22 protein-coding genes and 1 pseudogene are annotated in these 23,025 nt (G+C 69.9%); 8 read left to right on the top strand and 15 right to left on the bottom strand.

The window, feature by feature from the left end:
* Positions 1-39 precede the first annotated feature (39 nt).
* Positions 40-762: a class I SAM-dependent methyltransferase gene (locus QF037_RS41615; protein ID WP_307034456.1), complete on the bottom strand. Its 723-nt coding sequence runs from the start codon at positions 760-762 to the stop codon at positions 40-42.
* A 97-nt stretch (positions 763-859) separates the two neighbouring features.
* Between QF037_RS41615 and QF037_RS41610 the strand changes: the two genes are divergently transcribed.
* From QF037_RS41610 to QF037_RS41595, 4 genes are all read left to right on the top strand, one after another.
* Entirely contained in the window at positions 860-1,261 is a 402-nt protein-coding gene (locus QF037_RS41610; RefSeq protein ID WP_307034454.1) for a nuclear transport factor 2 family protein, read from the top strand.
* Between the two features lie 88 nt (positions 1,262-1,349).
* On the top strand, positions 1,350-2,177 hold the full coding sequence (locus tag QF037_RS41605) for a class I SAM-dependent methyltransferase (protein WP_307034452.1): 828 nt from the start codon (positions 1,350-1,352) through the stop codon (positions 2,175-2,177).
* A gap of 241 nt (positions 2,178-2,418) precedes the next feature.
* Positions 2,419-3,558: a transcription termination factor Rho gene (rho, locus tag QF037_RS41600; RefSeq protein ID WP_307034450.1), complete on the top strand. Its 1,140-nt coding sequence runs from the start codon at positions 2,419-2,421 to the stop codon at positions 3,556-3,558.
* Between the two features lie 83 nt (positions 3,559-3,641).
* Complete coding sequence (locus QF037_RS41595) at positions 3,642-4,814, top strand: D-alanyl-D-alanine carboxypeptidase family protein (RefSeq protein ID WP_307034448.1); 1,173 nt, start codon at positions 3,642-3,644, stop codon at positions 4,812-4,814.
* Between the two features lie 316 nt (positions 4,815-5,130).
* Here QF037_RS41595 and QF037_RS41590 read toward each other — a convergent pair whose 3' ends face one another.
* The 14 genes and pseudogenes from QF037_RS41590 to QF037_RS41525 all read right to left on the bottom strand — a co-directional run bounded on the left by QF037_RS41590 (position 5,131) and on the right by QF037_RS41525 (position 18,660).
* Positions 5,131-6,054: a glutaminase gene (locus QF037_RS41590; protein ID WP_373463880.1), complete on the bottom strand. Its 924-nt coding sequence runs from the start codon at positions 6,052-6,054 to the stop codon at positions 5,131-5,133.
* Between the two features lie 55 nt (positions 6,055-6,109).
* Positions 6,110-7,525 carry an aspartate ammonia-lyase gene (aspA, locus tag QF037_RS41585; RefSeq protein WP_307034446.1) on the bottom strand — a complete coding sequence of 472 codons (1,416 nt, stop codon included), beginning with the start codon at positions 7,523-7,525 and terminating at the stop codon, positions 6,110-6,112.
* Positions 7,526-7,669: 144 nt separating this feature from the next.
* Positions 7,670-8,686, bottom strand: a complete 1,017-nt coding sequence (locus QF037_RS41580; protein WP_307034444.1) for an asparaginase — start codon at positions 8,684-8,686, stop codon at positions 7,670-7,672.
* A 32-nt stretch (positions 8,687-8,718) separates the two neighbouring features.
* Entirely contained in the window at positions 8,719-10,173 is a 1,455-nt protein-coding gene (locus QF037_RS41575) for an amino acid permease (RefSeq protein WP_307034442.1), read from the bottom strand.
* The gene (locus QF037_RS41570; RefSeq protein WP_307037632.1) at positions 10,170-10,853 is read right to left on the bottom strand and encodes a FadR/GntR family transcriptional regulator; all 684 of its coding nucleotides are present in this window, start codon (positions 10,851-10,853) and stop codon (positions 10,170-10,172) included. The genes QF037_RS41575 and QF037_RS41570 overlap by 4 nt, the downstream gene beginning before the upstream one ends.
* Before the next feature lie 158 nt (positions 10,854-11,011).
* Positions 11,012-11,848: an undecaprenyl-diphosphate phosphatase gene (locus QF037_RS41565; protein ID WP_307034440.1), complete on the bottom strand. Its 837-nt coding sequence runs from the start codon at positions 11,846-11,848 to the stop codon at positions 11,012-11,014.
* Positions 11,849-11,921: 73 nt separating this feature from the next.
* Positions 11,922-12,284, bottom strand: coding sequence for a fluoride efflux transporter CrcB (gene crcB, locus QF037_RS41560; protein WP_307034438.1), 363 nt, complete (start codon positions 12,282-12,284; stop codon positions 11,922-11,924).
* On the bottom strand, positions 12,281-12,661 hold the full coding sequence (locus QF037_RS41555; protein ID WP_307034436.1) for a DUF190 domain-containing protein: 381 nt from the start codon (positions 12,659-12,661) through the stop codon (positions 12,281-12,283). Before QF037_RS41555 ends, crcB (QF037_RS41560) begins: the two co-directional genes overlap by 4 nt.
* Positions 12,658-13,113, bottom strand: a complete 456-nt coding sequence (crcB, locus tag QF037_RS41550) for a fluoride efflux transporter CrcB (RefSeq protein WP_307034434.1) — start codon at positions 13,111-13,113, stop codon at positions 12,658-12,660. Before crcB (QF037_RS41550) ends, QF037_RS41555 begins: the two co-directional genes overlap by 4 nt.
* Positions 13,114-13,172: 59 nt before the next feature.
* Positions 13,173-14,141 (bottom strand): SMP-30/gluconolactonase/LRE family protein, encoded by a 969-nt coding sequence (locus QF037_RS41545; RefSeq protein ID WP_373463879.1) that lies wholly within the window; start codon positions 14,139-14,141, stop codon positions 13,173-13,175.
* Positions 14,142-14,186: 45 nt separating this feature from the next.
* Positions 14,187-14,474, bottom strand: a complete 288-nt coding sequence (locus QF037_RS41540) for a helix-turn-helix domain-containing protein (RefSeq protein ID WP_307034432.1) — start codon at positions 14,472-14,474, stop codon at positions 14,187-14,189.
* A gap of 126 nt (positions 14,475-14,600) precedes the next feature.
* Positions 14,601-14,798: pseudogene (locus QF037_RS41535) on the bottom strand (MGH1-like glycoside hydrolase domain-containing protein); the annotation flags it as partial.
* 151 nt (positions 14,799-14,949) lie between these two features.
* Positions 14,950-16,509, bottom strand: a complete 1,560-nt coding sequence (locus QF037_RS41530; protein WP_307034430.1) for a glycosyl hydrolase 53 family protein — start codon at positions 16,507-16,509, stop codon at positions 14,950-14,952.
* A gap of 129 nt (positions 16,510-16,638) precedes the next feature.
* Complete coding sequence (locus QF037_RS41525; protein ID WP_307034428.1) at positions 16,639-18,660, bottom strand: beta-galactosidase; 2,022 nt, start codon at positions 18,658-18,660, stop codon at positions 16,639-16,641.
* Between the two features lie 183 nt (positions 18,661-18,843).
* Here QF037_RS41525 and QF037_RS41520 point away from each other — a divergent pair, with 183 nt between their 5' ends.
* From QF037_RS41520 to QF037_RS41505, 4 genes are read left to right on the top strand one after another with little or no spacing between them, the layout of a single operon-like run.
* Positions 18,844-20,172 (top strand): ABC transporter substrate-binding protein, encoded by a 1,329-nt coding sequence (locus QF037_RS41520; RefSeq protein ID WP_307034426.1) that lies wholly within the window; start codon positions 18,844-18,846, stop codon positions 20,170-20,172.
* Complete coding sequence (locus tag QF037_RS41515) at positions 20,169-21,092, top strand: carbohydrate ABC transporter permease (protein WP_307034423.1); 924 nt, start codon at positions 20,169-20,171, stop codon at positions 21,090-21,092. The genes QF037_RS41520 and QF037_RS41515 overlap by 4 nt, the downstream gene beginning before the upstream one ends.
* On the top strand, positions 21,089-21,994 hold the full coding sequence (locus QF037_RS41510) for a carbohydrate ABC transporter permease (protein ID WP_307034421.1): 906 nt from the start codon (positions 21,089-21,091) through the stop codon (positions 21,992-21,994). The genes QF037_RS41515 and QF037_RS41510 overlap by 4 nt, the downstream gene beginning before the upstream one ends.
* A complete protein-coding gene (locus tag QF037_RS41505; protein WP_307034419.1) occupies positions 21,991-23,022 on the top strand; it encodes a LacI family DNA-binding transcriptional regulator in 1,032 nt (343 codons plus the stop codon). The genes QF037_RS41510 and QF037_RS41505 overlap by 4 nt, the downstream gene beginning before the upstream one ends.
* Positions 23,023-23,025: the final 3 nt, after the last annotated feature.

Genomic DNA, 23,025 nt, shown 5'->3' with positions numbered 1-23,025 from the left:
AGCCGACGAGCAGCGGGCCCCGCTCGGCGGCTCCGCCCTTCAGTACGGCAGCCGCGCCACGACCATGCGGACGCGCGGGCTTCCGTCGCCCCGGCGGCCGAACTCGGGCAGCGCCACCAGCTCGACGCGGAAACCGGCGCGCTCCAGCTCCCCACGAACCTCCCCCAGCCGGAAGGCCCGGTAGTACATGACGAACGGCGGCCGCCAGACCGCGTTGCGCACCCGCATCACCATGTCGAAGCCCAGCATCCAGTAGCCGAGCGATCCGGGCCGGGGCGGCGCGACGACCGGGAAGGCGAAGCGGCCGCCCGGCCGCAGTACGGAGCGGACCTGGCCGAACAGTCCCGGCAGCTCCCCCGGCAGGAAGTGCCCGAAGGCCCCGAAGCTGACGACGAGATCGAAGGCGGGCCGGAAGGGCAGCGCGCGGGCGTCCGCTCGGACCCAGTCGACCCGGGGCCCGGCGGGCCGCTCACGCTCGCGGGCGACGTCGAGCATGCCGGCACTGAAGTCCACGCCGGTGACGCTCTCCCGGCAGACCCGCGCGAGCACCTCCACCCCCGCCCCGGTGCCGCAGCACAGGTCGAGCCCGGCGTCGAAGGGCCCGGTCCGCCGCAGCGCCCGCGCGACGGAGTCGAGCACCGAGTCCGGGGTCCGGAAGGGCGTGTGGTCGAACTTCGGGGCGAGGAGGTCGTAGCCACGCTCCACGGAGGACAGGGCCTGGACGGCGAGTTCGCGGAGGCTCGGGCCTTCTGGGCTGAACATCGCGTCAGCTTAGGGGAGCGCCCCCATGGACACGCCGCGGGCCGAGGCATACCGTGGGGCGCGAATATTCAATTAATTGACTATGAGGTGAGGTCGTATGCGCGCTTTCCGTGAGGCCGTCGAGGCGTGGGACTTCGATGCGGTCGAGGCGCTGCTGGCGGAGGACGTCGTCTTCACCAGCCCGGTCGTCTTCAAGCCTTACCCCGGCAAGGCGATCACGGCGGCGATCCTGCGGGGCGTCTCCCGGGTCTTCGAGGACTTCCGCTACGAGCGCGAGCTCACCGGGGCCGACGGCCGCGACCATGCTCTGGTGTTCGCCGCCCGGATGGGCGACCGCGCGCTGACGGGCTGCGACTTCATTCACGTCAATGAAGACGGTCTGATCGACGAACTCACGGTCATGGTGCGGCCGTTGTCGGGCGCCCAGGCCCTCGCGGAGGCCATGGGCGCCCAGTTCGAGCGGATCGCGAAGGAGGCCGAGGCGAGCTCCGCCTCCTGACGTCACGGCATACGTCCGCGAACCGCCATCGGGGGGCCAATGGCTGGTATGCGGCCCAGGGTGCGGGCTCTTCCGGTTGGATGGCCTGATGAGCACCGACGAGCACGCGCGGTTCATGCGGGCCAACCAGGCCAACTGGGACGCCCGTACCCCCGTCCACCTCGCCAGCCGCTTCTACGGTCTCGACCAGGATCTCGATCCCGCGCGCTGGTTCGCCGGCTTCGAGTGGGACGACCTCGGCGAGCTGGGCGGCCGCGACGTGCTCCACCTCCAGTGCCATCTCGGCACCGAGACGATCGCCTTCGTCCGGCGCGGGGCCCGGGCGACCGGCCTGGACTTCTCGGCGGCGTCGGTGGCGGCCGCGCGGGACATCGCGGCGAAGGCGGGGCTGGACGTCACCTACGTGCAGGCCAATGTCTACGACGCCGTCGAGGCGCTCGACGGGCGGCAGTTCGACGTCGTGTACACCGGGAAGGGTGCGCTGTGCTACCTGCCCGACCTGGAGCGGTGGGCGGGTGTCGTCGCTCAACTGCTGCGTCCGGGCGGGCGGTTGTACCTCGTCGAGTTCCATCCGCTGCTCAACTCGCTGGGACCGAAGCCCGCCCCGGGTGAGGGGCCCGAGCTGCTGCTCCGGCACGACTATCTGGGCAGGGGTGACGCCGTGCACCGTGACGCGACGCACACCTACACCGACGGGCCGGCCGTGGCGGACGCCACCGACAGCTATGAGTGGATGCACGGAATAGACGAGGTCATCAATGCGTTGACCGGGGCAGGACTGGCCATTCGGCGGCTCCGGGAGAGCGACGAGCTTCCCTGGCCGCGCTGGCCGCAGATGGTCCGCACCCCGTCCGGCTGGTGGCGTCTCCCCGAGCCGCTGATCCCGCTTCTCTACGGACTCCTCGCCACACGCTGAACCACCGTGGTACCGTCCCGTTAGCACCTGTGTACGCCCGGTCCTGGGCGCCGGTGCCGATTCACCTTCAGTTCGCCGGTCGTCGTACCGGCTCTCCCCTCACCTCGCAGTCGACGGTCCTCGCCGTTTCCGAGGTGTCTCTCCGCCGCCCGAAGGCCTTCTGTCCGCCTTCCCGAAGTCCGCGGCACTCCCCTTCCTTCAGCATGTCCCATGCCCTGTGTCCTCGAAAGGACCGACCACCATGACCGTCACACTCGAACACCCCACTGTCCAGCAGCTCCCGGTCCGCGCCGCCACCGGCGTCCTCGACATCGACGCGCACGGGAAGGGTCTGCTGCGCGCCGAGAGCATGCTGCCCCTGCCGTCCGACCTCCAGGTCTCCCCCGCGCTGATCCGCACGTACGGTCTGCGCAAGGGCGACGTCGTCGACGGCGTGCGCGGCACCCAGCGCGCCCTCACCGAGGTCGCCCGGATCAACGGCCGCACCCCCGACGACCTGCGCGGCCGCCGCCACTTCCACGACCTGACGCCGCTGCACCCCAGCCAGCGCATCCGCCTCGAACATCCGGCGTCCGGTCTCACCGGCCGGGTCGCCGACCTCATCGCCCCCGTGGGCAAGGGTCAGCGCGGTCTGATCGTCGCCCCGCCCAAGACCGGCAAGACGGTCCTCCTCCAGCAGATCGCGGCGGCCGTCGCCGGCAACCACCCCGAGTGCCGGCTGATGGTCGTGCTGCTCGACGAGCGCCCCGAGGAAGTCACCGACATGCGGCGCTCCGTGCGCGGCGAGGTGTACGCCTCCACCTTCGACCGCACGCCCAAGCAGCACATCGCGCTCGCGGACCTCGTGATCGAGCGGGCCAAGCGGCTCGTCGAGGACGGCGAGGACGTCGTGATCCTGCTCGACCCGCTGACCCGGCTGTGCCGGGCGCACAACAACGCGGCCGCCGCCGGTGGCCGCACCCTCAGCGGCGGCGTGGACGCGACCGCGCTCATCGGCCCCAAGCGGTTCTTCGGCGCCGCCCGGGCCGCCGAGGAGGGCGGCTCGCTCACCATCCTCGCCACCGCCCTGGTGGAGACCGGCTCCCGTGCCGACGACTTCTTCTTCGAGGAGCTCAAGAGCACCGGCAACATGGAGCTCCGCCTCGACCGCGAACTCGCCTCCCGCCGCGTCTTCCCGGCCGTCGCCATCAACCCCTCCGGCACCCGCCGCGAGGAACTCCTGCTGCCCCCGGTCGAGTTGACGGCCGTACGCGGCCTGCGCCGGGCCCTCCAGACCCGCGACGGCCAGCCCAGCCTGGAAACCCTCCTGGAGCGCATGCGCGAGACCCCGGACAACGCGACGTTCCTGCGCCGCGTCCTGCCGACGCTGCCCAGCGGCTGACCCACTCCCCCGTCCGGGTGCTCGGGCGCCCCGCACGGCCCGGGCAGCGGGGTACAGGGCCGGTCCATTCCTAGGTTTGCGGTATGACTATCGGATCTACCTCCCGGGTTGCCGTGTCGGCCTGCGCCCTGTGCACGGCGGGCCTGCTGGCGCTCGCCCCCCTCTCGGCGGCCGCTCGCACGGGCTCCGACCCCGATGCGCCCGGCGGCCCGCGGGCCGCGGCCGTGCGGCCCGCACTGCTGTACGGCTCCGGCACACAGGTCCGCCCGCACCGGGACGCACCCCGGGTGCCGGACGTCTCCGCCCTGTCGTGGGTCGTGGCCGACACGGAGAGCGGGGAGGTGCTCGCCGCGCACGACGCGCATCGCAAGCTGCCGCCCGCCAGCACGCTCAAGACGCTCTTCGCACTCGCCGTGCTGCCCACCCTGCCCGGTGGCATCCGGCACAAGGTCGGGAACGAGGAGCTGGCGGACGTCGGGGCCGGCAGCAGCCTCGTCGGGGTACGGGAAGGGCAGACGTACCGGGTCGCCGATCTGTGGCGCGGGGTGTTCCTCAACTCCGGGAACGACGCCGTGCACGTGCTGGCCCGGCTCAGCGGCGGCTGGCGCTTCACGGCCACCCGGATGCAGGCCAAGGCCCGAGCGCTCGGCACCCTCGACACCCACGTCCGCTCGCCCGACGGGTACGACACACCCGGTCAGGTCTCGTCCGCGTACGACCTCGCCGTGTTCGGGCGAGCGGGCCTGCACAACCCGGACTTCGCCCGGTACTGCGGCACGGTCGAGGCGAAGTTCCCCGGTGGCGGCGGCTGGTCGTACGACATCCAGAACACCAACCGGCTGCTCACCGGCGCCGACGGCGTGGAGCCCTACGACGGGCTGGTCGGGGTCAAGAACGGCTACACCAGCAACGCGGGCAACACCCTCGTCGCCGCCGCCGAGCGGGGTGGCCGCGGGCTCGTCGTCACCGTGATGAACCCTCAGACGGGCGGAGGCTTCGCCGTGTACGAGGAGGCGCGCGCACTGCTCGACTGGGGGTTCGCGGCGGCGGGGCGCGTCGAACCGGTGGGTTCCCTGGACGCGCTGCGGGTCCGGCCGCGGCCGGGGCCCGACCCGGCGCCCGCGACCGCCGCGGTCGTCCCGGACGACGAGCCCGGCTGGTCGCGGACGGCGGCGATCACGGGCGCCGCCGGGCTCGGTGCGGGCGCTGTCGCCTTCGTCCTGCGGGCCAAGTCCGGGTGGCTGCCCCGTAGTTGACCGGCCGGCGGCCACAGCAGCAGACCGAGACTGAACGTGTCGCCGCCGGTGCACAGCACCACGTACGGGGCGCCCGCCACGCGCGGGTGCCCTGCGCGCCATCAGTACGGCGAACGCCGACGGCAGCCACACCAGGTGGTGCACCCAGGTGAGGGGGCTGATGAGGCAGGCGGTCACCAGCACCGCGGCCGCCCACCACGCGCGGCCCGGTTCGCCCAGCCGGACCAGGATCCCTTGCAGCGACTGGTTCGAGACGTAGTCCGCCGCACATGGATGCGGCCCCGCGCCTGTGTCGGCGCGGTCCACTTCCCCCTTCTCAGAACACCGACAGGCCCGTGAGCGTCGTGAACCTGTCCAGTGCCGCCACGCCCGCCACCGAGTTGCCGTGCTCGTCCAGGCCCGGACTCCACACGCACAGCGTGCAGCGGCCGGGCACCACCGCGATGATCCCGCCGCCGACCCCGCTCTTGCCCGGCAGCCCGACCCGATAGGCGAAGTCCCCCGCCGCGTCGTACGTCCCACAGGTCAGCATCACCGCGTTGACCTGCTTGGCCTGGCTGCGGGTGAGCAGGCGGGTGCCGTCGGCGCGGATGCCGTGGCGGGCCAGAAAGGAGGTGGCGAGGGCCAGGTCGGCGCAGGACGCCAGGAGGGAGCACTGGCGGAAGTACTGGTCGAGCAGGACCGGGACGGGGTTGTCGATGTTGCCGTACGCCGCCATGAAGTGGGCGAGTGCGGCGTTGCGGTCGCCGTGGGCGGACTCGGAGGCGGCGACCTCCTCGTCGAAGTCCAGGCCCGGGTTGCCGCTCTCGGCGCGGAGGAACGACAGGAGCTCCCCGGCGGAGTCTCCGGTACGGGTGTGGAGGCGGTCGGTGACGACGAGCGCGCCCGCGTTGATGAACGGGTTGCGCGGGATGCCGTTCTCGTACTCCAGCTGGACCAGGGAGTTGAAGGGGTTGCCGGAGGGTTCGCGGCCCACGTGCTCCCAGAGCGCGTCGCCCTCGCGGGCCAGTTCGAGGGCGAGGGTGAAGACCTTGGTGATGGACTGGGTGGAGAACGGCCGGCGCCAGTCCCCCACGCCGTACACCGTGCCGTCCAGTTCCGCGACGGCCATGCCGAAGCGGCGCGGGTCGCAGGCGGCGAGCGCCGGGATGTAGTCGGCGGGCCTGCCGCGCCCCGGGGTGCGTTCGATCTCCTCGGCGATGCGTGCCAGGACCGGCTCGAAGGTCATGGACGAAGTCATGATCACTATTGTGCCTCCGGGCCGGTCTGGGCGCGCATCAGCGGGTCGGGACGGGTCAGGCCAGGGCCTGGCCGGTGCCCGCGACGACCTCGGGGCGCAGCAGGTCGGCGAGGGTCTGGGCGGGCAGCAGGCCCTTCTCCAGGACGAGTTCTGCCACTCCGCGGCCGGTGGCGAGGGCTTCCTTGGCGATGTCGGTGGCGGCCGTGTACCCGATGTGCGGGTTGAGCGCGGTCACCAGGCCGATGGAGTTCTCCACGCTCGCGCGCAGCACCTCGGTGTTGGCGGTGATGCCGTCCACGCATCGTTCGGCGAGCGTGAGGCAGGCGGCGCGCAGATGCGTGATGGACTCCGACAGGGAGTGCAGGATGATCGGCTCGAACGCGTTGAGCTGGAGCTGGCCCGCCTCCGCGGCCATCGTGATCGTCACGTCGTTGCCGATCACCTCGAAGGCGACCTGGTTGACCACCTCGGGGATCACCGGGTTCACCTTGCCCGGCATGATCGACGAACCGGCCTGTACCGGCGGCAGGTTGATCTCACCGAGCCCCGCACGCGGACCGGACGACAGCAGCCGCAGATCGTTGCAGCTCTTGGACAGCTTGACCGCGACCCGCTTGAGCACACCGGACATCTGGACGAACGCCCCGCAGTCCTGGGTCGCCTCGACCAGGTTGACGGCCGTGACCAGCGCCAGCCCGGTGATCTCGGCGAGATGACGGCGAGCCGACTCCGCGTACCCGGCGGGAGCGTTCAGTCCCGTACCGATAGCCGTGGCACCGAGGTTGATCTCATGGATCAACTCGGCAGCCTCGTCAAGACGATGACGATCCTCATCGATCATGACGGCGAACGCGGAGAACTCCTGCCCCAGCGTCATCGGCACCGCATCCTGCAACTGCGTACGGCCCATCTTGAGCACATCACGGAACTCGACCGCCTTACGCGCGAACGAATCCTGCAGCACCGCCATCGCCTTGAGCAGCCCACGCACCGCGAACACCGTCGCCACCTTCACAGCGGTCGGGTAGACGTCATTGGTGGACTGGCCGAGGTTGACGTCCTCGTTCGGGTGCAGATGCCGGTACTGCCCCTTCTCGAACCCCAGCAGCTCCAACGCCCGGTTCGCGACGACCTCGTTGGCATTCATGTTGGTCGAGGTACCGGCGCCGCCCTGCACGACGTCCACCACGAACTGGTCGTGCAGCTTCCCCTCACGAATCTCCCGGCAGGCCTCGACGATCGCCGCGGCCTTCCGCGACTCCAGCAGCCCTAGCTCCTCATTGGCGAGCGCGGCGGCCTCCTTGACGGCGGCGAGAGCGTCGATGAGATGCGGGTAGGCGGAGATCGGCGTCCCGGTGATGGGGAAGTTCTCCGTGGCCCGCAGGGTGTGCACACCCCAGTAGGCATCAGCGGGAACATCACGATCACCGAGCAGATCGTGCTCGCGGCGAGTGACGGCGACGGCGGTCATGAGAAACGGATCCTCTTTCGGAGAGGTTGAGGGTGATGCGCCCCTTCAGGGGCGCGGGGCTGTATCAATTTGCGGCTACCGCCGCGTGGGCGCGACCAGCCACACCCGGCCCGCAGCCGCACAACAAGAAATCGAGGCAGATCCCTAGGCGCAGGCCGAAACAACGACCGGCTCAAGCGACCGAACGGGCCGCACACGCCCAACCTCCCGGCCACCCCCGAGAAGCGCCTCCCCTTGGAACTCGGCCAGCACAGACGGATCGACCCCGGCCCACGCCAACGCCGCCGCGGCGACAGGAACCCTCGCCCGATTCGCCCCGTCAGCGATCTTCACAGCAACAGAACGCCCGTCCGGAAGGGCAGCGACCTGCACACCCTCGAACCCGTCCTTGGCCAGCAGTCCCGGCACGGCCCGCATCAACGCGGCCACGTCCCGCCCCGCCCCGGACGCCATCTCCGCATGCGCCCGCATCGCGTCGGCGACCCGGGCCTCGGGCGTACCCGGCGCAGCGGACGTGATCCGCGCGGCGGCCCGGGCAAGCCCGTGCAGGGACACGGAGAACAAGGGCGCCCCGCAACCGTCCACCGTCACCTGGGCGATCCGCTGCCCGGTGAGGTCCTCGACGATCTCGGCGATCGCCTGCTGAAGGGGATGACCGGGGTCCAGGTAGCCCTCGAGCGGCCAGTCGTTCAGCACGCATGTGTAGAGCATCGCGGCATGCTTCCCGGAGCAGTTCTGGGCGAGCCGCGACGGCGGTCGGGACTCCCGCACCCACTCATCGCGTACGACCGGGTCGTACGGCATGTCCGGGACGTTGCGCAGGGCGTCCTCGCCCACGCCCGCCAGCTCCAGGATCCGCCGGGCACCGGCGAGATGACGTTCCTCGCCGGAGTGGCTCGCCGCGGTCAGCGACAGCAGCTCTCCGTCGAGCGGGAGCCCGGCGCGGACCATGGCGACGGCCTGCACCGGCTTCAGCGCCGAGCGCGGATAGAACGCCGCCTCGATGTCGCCGAGCTGGAACCGAACGTGCCCGTCCGCGCCGAGGACGACGACGGAGCCGTAGTGGATGCCCTCCACGACCCCGCCGCGTATCAGGTGGGCGACGGGGGCGTGGAGGGGCTCGCGGATCAGGGGTGGGTCCGCGACGAGACTGCTGTACATCACTTCCTGCTTCTAAGGGTGCGCCACGCAGGTCACGCGTCGGCGGCGGTGGATTGGGTCTCGGTGGAGGTGCGGGCGACCCGGCCGCGGATGGCGTACCACCCGGCGACGAGTGCTCCGGCGATCAGCGGCAGGCACAGCACGGTGGTGCGTCCGACCCCGCCGTCGGCGTACATGAGGACCAGGACGGAGGCGAGGAACGCCATCGTCACGAGCTCGGTCCAGGGGGATCCGGGCAGTCGGTAACCGGGGCGGCTCAGTTCGCCCTTCTCCGTCTTCTGCCAGAAGAGCAGGTGACAGAGCATGATCATGCCCCAGGTGGACAGGATCCCGATCGCGGCGAAGTTGAGCACGATCTCGAACGCGTCGGCGGGGACCACGAAGTTGAGACCGACGCCGAGGACGCAGATGCCGCTGGTGAGCAGGATGCCGCCGTAGGGGACCTGGCTGCGGCTCATGACGCCGGTGAACTTGGGCGCGGAGCCGGACATCGCCATGGAGCGCAGGATGCGGCCGGTGGAGTAGAGGCCGGAGTTGAGCGAGGACATGGCGGCGGTGAGGACGACGAGGTTCATCACGCCGCCGGCCGCCGGGATGCCGATGTTGGAGAGCACGGTGACGAAGGGGCTCTGACCGCCGGTGTACTTGTTCCACGGCAGCAGCATCGAGAGCAGGACGACCGAGCCGACGTAGAACAGGCCGACGCGCCACATGATCGAGTTGATCGCCTTCGGCATGATCTTCTCGGGGTTCTCGGTCTCGCCGGCCGCGACGCCGACCAGCTCGACGGAGGCGTACGCGAAGACGACGCCCTGGAGGATCAGCAGCATGGGCAGCAGACCGTTGGGGAAGACGCCGCCGTGGTCGGTGATCAGGGCCGGGCCGGGGGTGGTGTCGCCGACCTCGTGCTGGGTGACCAGCAGGAAGATGCCGATCAGCATGAACGCCACGAGCGCGCCCACCTTGATGATGGCGAACCAGAACTCCAGCTCTCCGAACACCTTCACCGAGATGAGGTTGACGGTGAGGACGACGGCGAGGGCGATGAGCGCGATCACCCACTGGGGGATGTCGGAGAACATGCCCCAGTAGTGGGTGTAGACGGCCACGGCGGTGATGTCGGCGATACCGGTGGTGGCCCAGTTGAGGAAGTACATCCAGCCCGCTATGTAGGCGCCCTTCTCGCCCAGGAATTCCCGGGCGTAGGAGACGAAGGCGCCGGAGGACGGGCGGTACAGGACGAGTTCGCCGAGGGCGCGGACCACAAGGAAGGCGAAGACTCCGCAGACCGCGTAGGCGATGAAGAGGGAGGGGCCGGCGTCGGCGAGGCGGCCGCCGGCTCCGAGGAAGAGGCCGGTGCCGATGGCGCCGCCGATGGCGATCATGTTGACGTGCCGGGACTTCAGCGACTTGCTGTAGCCCTCGTCTCCGGCATCGACATGGCCGGAACGTTTCTGCACGCCGTCGTGCAGCCTTTGCTCGCTCACGCCTGGGGGTTGCCTTCCGTGGGGGTGTCCGTGCCCTTGCCAGGGGAACGCACGATGTCGGTGAGGGTGGTCTCGACGCGGTCGAGGTGGTGGGACATGGCCTCCACCGCGTCGAGCTCGGAACCGTCGATCAGCGCCTCGACGATGGCCCGGTGCTCCCGGTTGGACTGCTCCCGGCGGCCGCCCAGTTCGTTGAGGAAGGCCGACTGACGCGCCAGTGCGTCACGGATCTCCTCGATGACCCGGCGGAAGACCGGGTTCTGGGCGGCCTCGGCCACGGCGAGATGGAAGAGGGTGTCCATCGCGACCCACGCCGTGGTGTCCGTCTCCCGCTCCATGCGGTCCAGGAGATGGGCCAGATGGTCGAGGTTCTCCGGGGTGCGGCGCACGGCCGCGTACCCGGCGACGGGGATCTCGACGTGGCGGCGCACTTCCAGCAGGTCGCTGGCCGCGTAGTCGCCGAAGGTGGGGTCCTCCACCGCGTTGGCGACGACGAAGGTGCCCTTGCCGGTCTTGGAGACGGTCAGGCCCATGGTCTGCAGGGCTCTGAGGGCCTCGCGCAGCACGGGCCGGCTGACCTCGAGGGTGCGGCAGAGCTCGGCCTCGGAGGGGAGCTTGTCGCCGATGGCGTACTCCCCGCTCTCGATGGCGCCGCGCAGATACCCCAGCACCGCTTCCATGGCACTGACGCGTCGCGGGGGCTGTCCGGCTGTCCGGCTGTCTGACAGGTTCACGGAGTTGATACTCCGGGCCCCGGGAGGGTGCTGTCAAGGCGTGCGAATGGAGAATTTCATCGGGTGTGAGACGTGAAAGCCGTCTCACACCCACCGGCGTCCGGTCAGCTGCTCAGTGCACCCGTCGCCAGCAGGCCGAACAGCAGCATGCCCACGACGATCCGGTAGACGACGAAGGCGTTGAAGGAGTGCTTGGCCACGAACTTCAGCAGCCAGGCGATGGAGGCGTAGGCGACGACGAAGGAGACGGCCGTGCCGACGGCCAGCGGGGCCGCCCCCGCGCCGGTGCCGAGCGCGTCCTTGAGCTCGTAGATTCCGGCGCCGGTCAGGGCGGGGATGCCCAGGAAGAACGACAGGCGGGTGGCGGCGACTCGGTCCAGGTCCAGCATGAGCGCGGTGGACATGGTGGCGCCGGAGCGGGAGAAACCGGGGAAGAGCAGGGCGAGGATCTGGGAGCTGCCGACGAGCATCGCGTCCTTGAACGAGGTGTCGTCCTCCCCGCGCTTGTGCCGGCCCATCTGGTCCGCCGCCCACATCACGCCGCTGCCGACGATCAGGGAGCCCGCGACCACCCACAGCGAGGCGAGCGGGCCCTGGATGAGCGGCTTGGCGGCGAGGCCCACGACGACGATCGGGATGGTGGCGTAGATGACCCACCAGGCGAACTTGTAGTCGTGGTGGTACCGCTCTTCCTTGTTCCGCAGCCCACGGCCCCACGCGGAGACGATCCGCACGATGTCCTTGAAGAAGTACACGAGCACGGCGGCGATCGCGCCGACCTGGATGACGGCCGAGAACCCGACGACGGCGTCGTCGTCGACGGGGATGTTCATGAGCCCCTCGGCGATCTTCAGATGGCCGGTGGAGGAGACGGGCAGGAACTCGGTCACTCCTTCGACGGCTCCGAGGATGACGGCCTGACCGACGCTGATGACGCTCATGGGTTCCAGTTCTTCCGGCGGGGAGGGGGTTCGGCGGGGACAGTCTTACTACACGCCGATGTGTCCCGGATCCTTACGCCCAGACGGCGCGGGCGAGTTCCACGCCCGCGAACGCCGCTCCCAGACCGGCGACCAGGCTCCCGCCCACGTTGGCGAGGGCGTACAGCCCCGCGCCCGTCTCGGTCAGCCGCAGGGTCTCGTACGAGAAGGTCGAGTACGTGGTCAGGGCACCGCACAGACCGGTGCCGAGCAGGAGCTGGAGGTGGTGGGACCCGGCGGCGCCGGTCAGCAGGCCGAGGATCAGACAGCCGGTGACATTGACGGCGAAGGTGCCCCACGGGAAGACCGAGTCGTGGCGGGACTGGATCGCGCGGTCGGTGAGATAGCGGAGCGGGGCACCGACCGTGGCGCCCGCGACGACCAGCAGCCAGTTCACAACGACCTCTTACCGTGCGCGTCCGATTCGCCGGATTCCTCGCCCCGTCCGGCGTACCTGATGACCTCGCAGCCGTCGAGGACGACCAGGCCTTCGGTGACGAGTTCGTCGAGTTGCGGCAGGAAGGCCCGGACCCGCTCCTCGGTGTCGACGATGACGATCGCGACGGGCAGGTCCTCACTCAGGGACAGCAGCCGTGAGGTGTGGATCCGGGAGGAGGCGCCGAAGCCCTCGATGCCCCGGAAGACGCTCGCGCCCGCGAGACCCGCCGCGTGGGCGCGGTGCACGATCTCGCTGTAGAGGGGCTTGTGATGCCAGGTGTCGTGTTCGCCGATGAACACGGTCACCCGCAGTGCGTCGCCGGTCAGTCTCATCATGGTCGCCTCCGCCGCAGGACGCGGCGGGTCGCCGTCGCGGCGAGCCACACCGCCGTGAGGGCCGCGAGCAGGGTCGCGGCGAGGTAGGCCAGGCCGGTGCCGGGGTGGCCCGCGTCGAGGAGTTTCTGCACGTCGACGGCGTACGTGGAGAAGGTGGTGAAGCCGCCGAGGACGCCGGTGCCGAAGAAGGGGCGGACCAGGCGGTGCGCGGCCCACCTCTCGGTGATGACCACCATGAACACACCGATCACGGCACAGCCGACGACGTTGGTCCAGAAGGTCGCCCAGGGGAATCCGCCGGGCTGCGGGGGCCACCACAGGGAGAGTGCGTACCGGGCCGTGGCCCCGAGGGCACCGCCGAGCGCGACCACGGCGACCACGGGTCCCTGGCCGCGCAGGACCGGCTGCCGGGGGGTGGGGACGCGGAGAGTCTCGGTCTGCGGGGCTGTCATGGTCGTACGTCTCCTGCCTGGACGGCCTGATCACGGCCGTCAACAGGGTAACGCCGGGCTCACTTGGGCGCGGGCGGCTCGCACAGGGCCACGCCCCGCTCCCAGAGGCTGCCCAGGACCAGGTGGCCGGCGGCCTCGCAGACGCTGGTGACCATGCGGAAGCCGGAGTGGCGGCGGGTGAGGTGGTGGACGATCTCGCCGTGGTCGTCGACCGCGAGGACGCCGATCGTGCCCGTGGGACGGAAGGGGGCGTGCACGGCCAGCCGGGCGGCGGTACGGCGGGCCGCCGGGCCGGCGCGGTGCAGAAGGTCCAGCGGGGGGACGCGGGGTCCGGCCAGGGACACCCAGATCGGTCCGTCGGGCCCGGCGCGCCAGATGTTGTCGGGCATGCCGGGGAGGTGCTCGACGAAGGGTTCGGAGCGGCCCGCGTCCGGGCCGGTGAGCCAGTGGCGGGTCAGGCGGTACGCGCCGGTCTCGGCGACCACGAGGAACGATTCGTCGCCGCTCGGGGCGAGGCCGTTGGCGAACTGGAGCCCGTCCAGGACGACTTCGGGTGTCTCGCTGCCGGGTGCGAGGCGCAGGAGCCGGCCCGTGCCGGTGTGTTCGACGAGGTCGCCGATCCACTGGTCGAGGGGGTAGCGGCGGCTGGAGACCGTGAAGTACACGGTGCCGTCGGAGAGGGCGACGGTGTTGCTGCAGAACCGCAGCCGCTCCCCCGCCACCGAGTCGGCGAGGATGCGCACGACGCCCGTGTTCAGGTCGACGCGCAGCAGCCCGAGTTCGGCGTCGCACACCAACAGGGTGTCGTCCGCGAGGAGTTCCAGGCCGAGCGGCCTGCCGCCGGTCTCGGCGAGCACCTCGACGCGGGTCGTGGCCGGGTCGGCGAGACCGTCGAGGCGGAGGATACGGCCGTCCTCCACACCGGTCAGCACGCGGCCCCGGCTGTCGGCGACGACGTCCTCGGGGCCGTGGCCGCCGATCGCGACATACCTGCGCGGGACCAGCATCTGTGCACGCTCCACGGACATCCGCCCTTCGTCGCCTCGGAGCCTTTGGCGGCCCGAGAGCCCTTCTTACCAGCCTTTCTCGAACATGCGCGCCACCTCTGCTATCCGCACCTCGTCCCGTCGGTAGTAGGTGCGCCGCCGGATCCGCTTGGCGCGCAACAGGCCGATGCCCGTGAGGAGTTCGAGGTGGGTGTCGGCGACGTGGCGGCGCACCCCGAGTTTGGCGGCCACGGCGTCCGCTGTGACGCCGTCCTCGGTCGGGTCGCGGCGACGCTGCGACGGGAAGTGCGCGGCCGGATCCTTCAGCCATTCCAGAATGTCCAGCCGCCGCTCACTGACGGGAGTTCTCAGCATGTCGTCCCCCTCCGGACCGGCCTCCTCGTACCGCGTGTTCCCACTGTCCCGCAGTCCAGGCCACCGTGTACGGACTTCACCCGTCTTGTCCGATACCGAACCCACTTGCGAAGAAAATCTGTGTCTTTATGGGCGATCCGGGCGGTGGTTCTCGGCGAGGAGGAGATACGCGGCGGCGGTCCAGGTGTACGCCCGGTCGCGCAGTCCCGTGCCGGTGAGGGCGTCGAAGTTCTCGGCGAAGCCGTGGGTCTCGCACAGGGTCCGGAAGCGGGCGCCGATCTCGTCGGCGAGGCGGTGGTGGCCGGCGCGGCGCAGCCCGTCCTCAGCTGGTCCAGGTGTCGCCGCTGTGGGAACTGACCGTCCCGGTCATCGACCGGATCGCGGTGACCCCGCTCACGGAGAAGCAGCCGCGCCCGACCGCCTGCGCGAAGGTGCCCGGCCGCACTGCTGCGGCCGGGCACCTGTCAGGACGGAACTACCGGTGGCTGAACCACGCCATCGCCGGGAGCGCCTTGTTGTCGTAGTCGAACAGCGCCTGGTTCTCCCAGCCGTTGCCGGACGTGCTGTCGGTCGGGTCCCAGCCGTTGCCGGTGACCGCGGTCCAGGTCGACTCCCAGTAGAAGACGCCGAGGCCGCGGCCGTTCGGGACGGCCTCCACGATGCTGGCGACGTCGTTCATCCACCGGGTCTGGCCGGCCGTCGTGGCCGGGTAGCCGGAGACCAGTTCGCTGGAGAGGTCGATGATGTTCTCGAAGGAGTCGTCGCTGTCCAGACGGAAGGGGTAGGCCGTCTCGGCGACGAAGACCGGCTTGCCGTAGCGGGCGGCCGCGTCGTCCAGGGTCGTCTGGAAGTCGGCGAGCGAACCGTGCCAGTAGCCGTAGTAGGACAGGCCGATGACGTCGAACTTCACGCCGTTGGAGACCGCGTTGTCGAACCACCAGCGGGTGCCGGTCAGGTCACCGCCCTTGGCGAGGTGCAGCGCCACCCGGGTGGAGGAATTGACCGCCTTGACCGCGTCGTAGCCGGAGTTGAGCAGACCGGCGAGCTGCGACCAGTTGGAGGTGGAGCCCGCGTTCCACAGCATGCCGCCGTTGATCTCGTTGCCCACCTGGACCATGTCGGCCGTGGTGCCCTGCGCCTTCAGCGCGTTGAGGACGTCGTACGTGTGGTTGTAGACGTCCGTCTTCAGCTGGCTGTAGCTGTGCCCCGACCACGCGGACGGCACGGTCTGCGCCCCCGGGTCGGCCCAGGTGTCCGAGTAGTGGAAGTCGACCAGCAGCTTCATGCCCTGCGCCTTGATGCGCTTGGCCAGCGCCAGGACCTGCGTCTTGGTGTTGTAGCCGTCCTTCGGGCTCACCCAGACCTTGACGCGGGCGTAGTTCTGTCCGGCGGACTTCAGGATCGCGAGCGCGTCACCGGTCGTGCCGGAGCTGGTCCTGTACGTACCGCCGAGGGCCTCGCTCTTGGCGAGCGAGGAGACGTCGGAGCCCTTGATGGACGTGCCGGTCGAGCCCGAGGCGAAGGTCAGGTCGTCGACGTTGATCCAGTTGCCCGCGTTGGCATCGGAGTTGATGCTGATCGTGCACTGGTTGTTCGTCACCGCGATGGAGGTGACGACACGTATCCAGCCGCTGGCGGAGACGGGCAGGTTGGTGCGCTGCTCGGAACTGCCGCAGTTCTTCAGCGAGATGTACGCGGAGTTCTGCCCGCCGCCGGAGCGGACCCAGGCGGTGAGGGTGTAGTTCCCGTTGGTCAGCCCGGACAGGTACTGGTACGTCTCCACCTTGTAGGCGGCGGACGCGTAGTGGCTGAGGCGGTAACTGCCGCCGTGGCCACCGGACTCGGAGTACGAGGCGCCGGTCGAACCGTACTCGGACCAGCCGGTCGGGGCTGCCGAGCCCGCGCCGTCCGCTTCGAAGCCACCGTTGGTGAGCGTGCTGGCGGCGTGGGCGGTCTGCGCGGGCAGGGCAGTGAGGGCGAGCCCCGCGGTGAGCGGGAGGAGCAGGGCCCGGAGGGTGCGTCTGGGATGGAACATCGTCGTCCGTCGTCCCTTCGACAAATGGGTTGGGGATTCCTCGCCGGGGCCGGCGAAGGCCCCCTCCGCCCGCGGCACGAGCGGCTCGCACGGGCGGAGGGGAGTCGGTTCGGCCGGTGGGGCGCCGGCTCAGCCGTCGAGTCGTACGACCCGGACGGCACCCGCGGGGACCTCGAGGCGGCCCGCGGCACGTTCACCGGTCAGCAGCTCGGTGCCGGAGACCTCCAGCGGCACCTTGGCGTCCGACGCGGTGTGGTTGATCGCGAAGAGGTACGTCCCCGACTCGCCGGTGCGGCGCACGAGTTCGACGTCCCGGGGCAGGTCGACACGCGACGCGACCTGGGCGTCCTCGATCGCCCAGCCGAGCAGCGCGTCGAGGCCCTCCGCGCCGAGGCGGGTGGAGACGTACCAGGCGGTGCCCCGGCCGAGGCGGTGACGGGTGACCGCCGGCTGCCCCTCGGTCAGGCCCTCGGCGTACGTCCACACCGTCTCCGCGCCGCGCGGCACCACGAACTCGGTCCACACGTCGCCGCTGAGCTCGGAGCCGTCGGGTCCGGTGATGCGCACGTTCTCGCCCTGGAGCAGCGGTGAGAACTCCTCGACCGTAAGGCCGAGGACGTCCCGCAGAGCGCCGGGGTAGGGGCCCTCGTGCACCGCGTCGTGCTCGTCGACGATGCCGGAGAAGAAGGAGACGACGAGGGTGCCGCCGTTCTCCACGTACGCCTTGAGGTTGTTCCCGGCCGCCTCGGTCATCAGGTAGAGGGCGGGCACGACGACAAGGGGATACCTCGACAAGTCGGCTTCCGGGTGGGCGAAGTCGACGGTGAGGTGGCGGTCGTAGAGCGCCTCGTAGAAGGCGTCGGCGCGCTCGCGCGGGTCGTGGTCCTCGCTGGGTCGCCAGGCGAGGTTCTGCGCCCACCAGGAGTGCCAGTCCCACAGGACGGCCACGTCGGCCTGGGTGCGGGTGCCTTTCAGGGCGCTCAACGAGTCGAGGGACGCGCCGAGTTCGACGACCTCACGCCACACGCGCGTGTCGGTGCCGCCGTGCGGGAGCATCGCCGAGTGGAACTTCTCGGCACCGCGCCGGGACTGCCGCCACTGGAAGAACATGGCGCCCTCGGAGCCGCGCGCCACGTGGGCGAGGGAGTTGCGGGCCATCTGGCCGGGGGCCTTGGCGGGGTTGCGGGCCTGCCAGTTGACGCCCGAGGTGGAGTGCTCCAGGAGGATCCAGGGCGCTCCCCCGGCCACCGAGCGGGTGAGGTCGGCGGCCATGGCGAGGTTGACGTGGGTGCGGCGGCCGTCGGTGATCAGGTAGTGGTCGTTGGTGACGATGTCGACCTCACGGCCCCAGGCCCAGTAGTCGACGGAGTCGCACTGGCTGAGGGCCGTCATGAAGTTGGTGGTCACCGGGACGCCGGGGACGAGGCGGTGCAGGATGTCCCGCTCCATGACGAAGTTCTCGCGCATGGTGGCGTCGGCGAAGCGTTTGTAGTCCAGCGCTTGGGCCGGGTTGCCGACGGTCGGGGCGAGGCGCGGCGGGTTGATGTCCCCGAAGTCCGCGTACCGCTGGCCCCAGAACGCGGTGCCCCAGGCCTCGTTGACGGCCTCGACCGTCTCGTACGTCGTCTCCAGCCAGCGGCGGAAGTGGGCCGCGCAGGAGTCGCAGTAGCAGGCGGAGACGGGGACGCCGTACTCGTTGTGCACGTGCCACATCGCCAGCGCCGGGTGGTCGCCGTAGCGCTCGGCGAGCCGGGTGGTGATGTTCGTGGCGGCCGCGCGGTAGTCGGGGTTGCTGTGACAGATGGCGCCGCGCGAGCCGAACTCGTAGCGCACGCCCTCCTGCGACACCGGCAGCGCGTCGGGGTGGGCCCGGTAGAACCAGACCGGCGGCACCACGGTGGGCGTGCCGAGGTCGACTCGGATGCCGTTCTCGTGCAGCAGGTCGATCAGACGGTCGAGCCAGCCGAAGTCGTATGTCCCACGCGAGGGCTCCAGGAGCGCCCAGGAGAAAATTCCGACACTCACCATGGTGACGCCGGCCTCGCGCATCAGCCGGACGTCTTCCTGCCAGACGCTTTCCGGCCACTGCTCGGGGTTGTAGTCCCCACCGAAGGCGAGCCTGGTGAGGCCCCTGGGGGTGGCTTCCGGCATGGATTTCTCCCGTTGTGGTCGATCTTTTGGGAACGTGCACACAGCCGATCAGCGGTGCGAGGCCAAGATAACCGCACGGCAACAACCATTGACAAGTGTCCGGGATGTTTCTCTACTGTGAACGCTCACAGAAGCATGGCAGGTTCTCGCAGCAGGCGGGGACCCAGGTCAGGGGAGAGATCCGTGCCCATCACAAAGCGCAGCCGGCTCAGTCGCATCGCAGCATCCACCGTCGCCGTCGCCCTCGGCGCCACCGCACTCACCGCCTGTGGCTCGTCCGACGGGGACAGCGAGGCCGACTCCGGTCCGGTCTCGCTCACGTACTGGACCTGGACGCCGGGCATGGACAAGGTCGTCGACCTCTGGAACAAGGGCCAGGGCAAGAAGGACCAGATCACCGTCACGGTGAAGAAGCAGGCATCCGGCGACACGCTGATCACCAAGATCCTCACCGCGCACAAGGCCGGCAAGGCTCCCGACCTGGTCCAGGCCGAGTACCAGGCGCTGCCGACCCTGGTCAGCAATGACGCGCTCGCGGACATATCGAAGAACGTGGGCGACGCGAAGAGCAAGTTCGCCGACGGTGTCTGGCAGCAGACCACGCTGGGCACGGACGCCGTCTACGCGGTCCCGCAGGACATCGGCCCGATGATGTTCTACTACCGCCAGGACCTCTTCAAGAAGTACGGCCTGACCGTCCCGACCACCTGGGACGAGTTCGCCGAGACCGCCCGCGCGCTGAAGAAGAAGTCCTCGGACACCGACCTCACCACGTTCTCCGCCAACGACTCCGGCCTCTTCGCGGGCCTGGCCCAGCAGGCCGGCGCCCAGTGGTGGACCACCGAGGGCGACAAGTGGAAGGTCGGCATCAACGACACGGCCACCAAGAAGGTCGCCGACTTCTGGGGCGGCCTCGTCAAGGAGGGCGCCATCGACAACCAGCCGATGTACACCCCGGCCTGGAACAAGGCGCTCAACACCGGCAAGCAGATCGCCTGGGTCTCCGCCGTGTGGGCGCCCGGCACCCTGACCACCGCCGCGCCCGACACCAAGGGCAAGTGGGCCATGGCCCCGCTCCCCCAGTGGACCGCGGGCGACAACAAGACCGGCAGCTGGGGCGGCTCCTCCACCGCCGTCACCACGGACTCCAAGCACCAGGAGGCCGCCGCGAAGTTCGCCGCCTGGCTGAACACCGACGACGCCGCCCTGCAGGCCCTGGCCAAGGAGAGCGGCATCTACCCGGCCGCCACGAACGCCCAGACCAGCGGCGCCTTCACCACCCCGCCGGACTACTTCTCCAACCAGTCGGACTTCTACGCCAAAGCCTCCGAGATCGCCAAGACCACGGCTCCCTCGGCCTGGGGCCCGAACGTGAACGTCGCCTACACGACCTTCAAGGACGCGTTCGGCGCCGCCGCCAAGAACAAGTCGGACTTCACCGCCGCCCTGGACAAGATGCAGGACGACACCGTCGCCGACCTCAAGAAGCAGGGCTTCGGGGTCTCCGAGTGACGAGCGCACGCCGGAAGTCGTACGGGGTCAAGGGGGCCCCGTACGCCTTCCTCATCCCCGCCACGGTCCTCTTCGCGCTGTTCTTCGCGCTGCCCATCGGGTACGCGGTGTGGCTCAGCTTCCGCAAGGTGCATGTCTCCGGGCTCGGCCTGGGCAAGGGCGCCCGGTCGGAGGTCTGGGCCGGCCTGGAGAACTACACGGACGCCCTCACCGACAGCGAGCTGCTGGACGGTGCGCTGCGCGTCCTGGGCTACGGCTGCATCGTCGTCCCGGTGATGCTCGGCCTCGCCCTGCTGTTCGCGCTGATGCTCGACTCCGACAAGGTGCGGTTCACCCCCTTCACCCGGCTCGCGATCTTCCTGCCGTACGCCATCCCCGGCGTCGTGGCGGCGCTGCTGTGGGGCTTCCTGTACCTGCCGGACGTCAGCCCCTTCTATTACGTGCTGGAGAAGCTGGGCCTGCCGCAGCCGGACCTGCTGGACGGCGGTCCGCTGTATCTCGCCCTGTCGAACATCGCGGTGTGGGGCGGCACCGGCTTCAACATGATCGTCATCTACACCTCCCTGCGGTCCATCCCGGCCGAGGTGTACGAGGCGGCGAGGCTGGACGGCGCCACCCCGACGCAGATCGCGCTGCGGATCAAGATCCCGATGGTGGCGCCCTCGCTGGTGCTGACCTTCTTCTTCTCGATCATCGCCACGCTCCAGGTGTTCAACGAGCCGACCACGCTGAAGCCGCTCACCAACTCCGTGTCCACGACCTGGAGTCCGCTGATGAAGGTGTACCGGGACGCGTTCGGCACCGGTGACATCTACGCGGCGGCCGCCCAGGCCGTGATCATCGCGCTCGCCACGCTGCTGCTGTCCTTCGGGTTCCTGCGGGCCGCGAACCGTCGTCAGAAGCAGGAGGCAGCACGATGAGTTCCCTTGCCGTCCGCAAGACCGAACGGGCCGCGGGCGCCACGCCGGGCGCGGCCCAGGGTCCGCCGCTGCGCCGCCGGATCTCGCTCGTCCCGACGGTGACGCTGCTGATCGGCGCCCTCTACACACTGCTGCCGGTGGCGTGGGTGGTGATCGCGTCCACCAAGTCCGGCACGGAGCTGTTCTCCACGTTCACGTTCCTGCCGGGCTCGGGATTCCTCGACAACATCAAGGACCTGAGCGCCTACCGCGACGGCGTCTACTGGGAGTGGATGGCCAACTCCGCCTTCTACGCCGTTCTGGGCGCCCTCCTGTCGACGGTCGTGTCCGCGTTCAGCGGCTACGCGCTCGCGACCTACCGCTTCCGCGGCCGCGAGACGATGTTCAACGTCCTGCTCGCGGGCGTGCTGATGCCGCCGATCATCCTCGCCGTCCCGCAGTACCTGCTGATGGCCCAGGCCGACCTCACCGACTCGTACCTCTCGGTGCTGCTCCCGCAGGTCCTGTCGCCGTACGGCGTCTACCTCGCGCGCATCTACGCCGCCGCCGCGGTCCCCGCCGACGTGGTCGAGGCCGGGCGGATGGACGGCGCGAGCGAGTGGCGGATCTTCACCCGCGTCGCGCTGCCGATGATGGTGCCCGGCATGGTGACGGTCTTCCTCTTCCAGTTCGTGGCGATCTGGAACAACTTCCTGCTGCCGTACATCATGCTGAGCGACGACGAGAAGTTCCCGATCACCCTCGGTCTGTACACGCTGCTGGAGCAGGGCGCCAACACCCCGGCCCTGTACACACTGGTGATCACCGGCGCGTTCCTCGCGATCATCCCGCTCGTCGCGCTCTTCCTGGTCATCCAGCGGTTCTGGAGCCTCGATCTGCTCTCCGGAGCCGTAAAGTCATGACCATGAGCAATACGGGGGGTCGGCGCAGACCGCCGACGATCCACGACGTGGCCCGCGAGGCCGGAGTCTCACGAGGTACCGTCTCGCGCGTCCTCAACGGCGGACACTACGTCAGCCCGGCCGCCCAGGAGGCGGTCAACGCCGCGATCAAGAAGACGGGTTACGTCGTCAACCGGCACGCCCGTTCGCTGATCACCGGGCGTTCGGACTCGGTCGGCTTCCTGCTCACCGAGCCGCAGGAGCGGTTCTTCGAGGATCCCAACTTCAATGTGCTGCTGCGGGCCTGCACCCAGGCGCTGGCCGCGCACGACATCCCGCTGCTGCTGATGCTGGCCGGCACCGAGGACGAACGGCGGCGCATAACGCGGTACATCACGGCGGGGCACGTCGACGGGGTGCTGCTGGTGTCCAGCCACTCCGCCGACCCGGTCGCCAAGGAACTGCACGAGGCGGGGGTACCCCTGGTCCAGTGCGGCAAGCCCATGGTTCCCGGCTCGAAGGTGAGTTACGTGGCCGCGGACGACCGGGACGGCGCCCGCGACATGGTGCGCCATCTGCTGTCGCTGGGCCGTCGCCGCATCGGCGTCGTGACCGGTCCGCTGGACTCCCCCGGCGGCGTCGACCGCCTCGCCGGCTACAAGGAGGTGCTCGCCGACGCGGGCATCGAGATCGATGAGCGGCTCGTGACCTCCGGGGACTACAGCCGGGCCAGCGGTGAGGCGGGCGCCGAACAGCTGCTGGCCCAAGCCCCGGACATGGACGCGGTGTTCGTCGCCTCCGACCTGATGGCGCAGGGGGTGCTGGCAGCGCTGGAGCGAGCGGGACGGCGAGTGCCGGAGGACGTCTCGGTCGGCGGCTTCGACGACTCGGCGGCCGCCCTCTCCGCCCGTCCCCAGCTCACCACCATCCGGCAGCCCTATGACCGCATCAGCGCCGAGATGGTCCGGGTGCTGCTGGCCCAGATCGGCGGCGAGGACCCGGCCGCGGTCATACTGCCCACCGAGTTGGTCAAGCGCGACTCGACCTGACGG

This window comes from Streptomyces canus (assembly GCF_030815415.1).
GTDB classification, from domain to species: domain Bacteria; phylum Actinomycetota; class Actinomycetes; order Streptomycetales; family Streptomycetaceae; genus Streptomyces; species Streptomyces canus_F.
Note: the sequence above shows the minus strand (reverse complement) of the source record. Positions and strands in the feature narration are given on the sequence as shown.

What these genes read in the sequence shown, in the direction of transcription:
- QF037_RS41615 (WP_307034456.1), bottom strand. Translation starts at nt 762, where the DNA reads ATGTTCAGCCCAGAAGGCCCGAGCCTCCGCGAACTCGCCGTCCAGGCC.
- QF037_RS41610 (WP_307034454.1), top strand. Translation starts at nt 860, where the DNA reads ATGCGCGCTTTCCGTGAGGCCGTCGAGGCGTGGGACTTCGATGCGGTC.
- QF037_RS41605 (WP_307034452.1), top strand. Translation starts at nt 1,350, where the DNA reads ATGAGCACCGACGAGCACGCGCGGTTCATGCGGGCCAACCAGGCCAAC.
- rho (WP_307034450.1), top strand. Translation starts at nt 2,419, where the DNA reads ATGACCGTCACACTCGAACACCCCACTGTCCAGCAGCTCCCGGTCCGC.
- QF037_RS41595 (WP_307034448.1), top strand. Translation starts at nt 3,642, where the DNA reads ATGACTATCGGATCTACCTCCCGGGTTGCCGTGTCGGCCTGCGCCCTG.
- QF037_RS41590 (WP_373463880.1), bottom strand. Translation starts at nt 6,054, where the DNA reads ATGACTTCGTCCATGACCTTCGAGCCGGTCCTGGCACGCATCGCCGAG.
- aspA (WP_307034446.1), bottom strand. Translation starts at nt 7,525, where the DNA reads ATGACCGCCGTCGCCGTCACTCGCCGCGAGCACGATCTGCTCGGTGAT.
- QF037_RS41580 (WP_307034444.1), bottom strand. Translation starts at nt 8,686, where the DNA reads ATGTACAGCAGTCTCGTCGCGGACCCACCCCTGATCCGCGAGCCCCTC.
- QF037_RS41570 (WP_307037632.1), bottom strand. Translation starts at nt 10,853, where the DNA reads ATGGAAGCGGTGCTGGGGTATCTGCGCGGCGCCATCGAGAGCGGGGAG.
- QF037_RS41565 (WP_307034440.1), bottom strand. Translation starts at nt 11,848, where the DNA reads ATGAGCGTCATCAGCGTCGGTCAGGCCGTCATCCTCGGAGCCGTCGAA.
- QF037_RS41555 (WP_307034436.1), bottom strand. Translation starts at nt 12,661, where the DNA reads ATGATGAGACTGACCGGCGACGCACTGCGGGTGACCGTGTTCATCGGC.
- crcB (WP_307034434.1), bottom strand. Translation starts at nt 13,113, where the DNA reads ATGACAGCCCCGCAGACCGAGACTCTCCGCGTCCCCACCCCCCGGCAG.
- QF037_RS41545 (WP_373463879.1), bottom strand. Translation starts at nt 14,141, where the DNA reads ATGTCCGTGGAGCGTGCACAGATGCTGGTCCCGCGCAGGTATGTCGCG.
- QF037_RS41540 (WP_307034432.1), bottom strand. Translation starts at nt 14,474, where the DNA reads ATGCTGAGAACTCCCGTCAGTGAGCGGCGGCTGGACATTCTGGAATGG.
- QF037_RS41530 (WP_307034430.1), bottom strand. Translation starts at nt 16,509, where the DNA reads ATGTTCCATCCCAGACGCACCCTCCGGGCCCTGCTCCTCCCGCTCACC.
- QF037_RS41525 (WP_307034428.1), bottom strand. Translation starts at nt 18,660, where the DNA reads ATGCCGGAAGCCACCCCCAGGGGCCTCACCAGGCTCGCCTTCGGTGGG.
- QF037_RS41510 (WP_307034421.1), top strand. Translation starts at nt 21,089, where the DNA reads ATGAGTTCCCTTGCCGTCCGCAAGACCGAACGGGCCGCGGGCGCCACG.
- QF037_RS41505 (WP_307034419.1), top strand. Translation starts at nt 21,991, where the DNA reads ATGACCATGAGCAATACGGGGGGTCGGCGCAGACCGCCGACGATCCAC.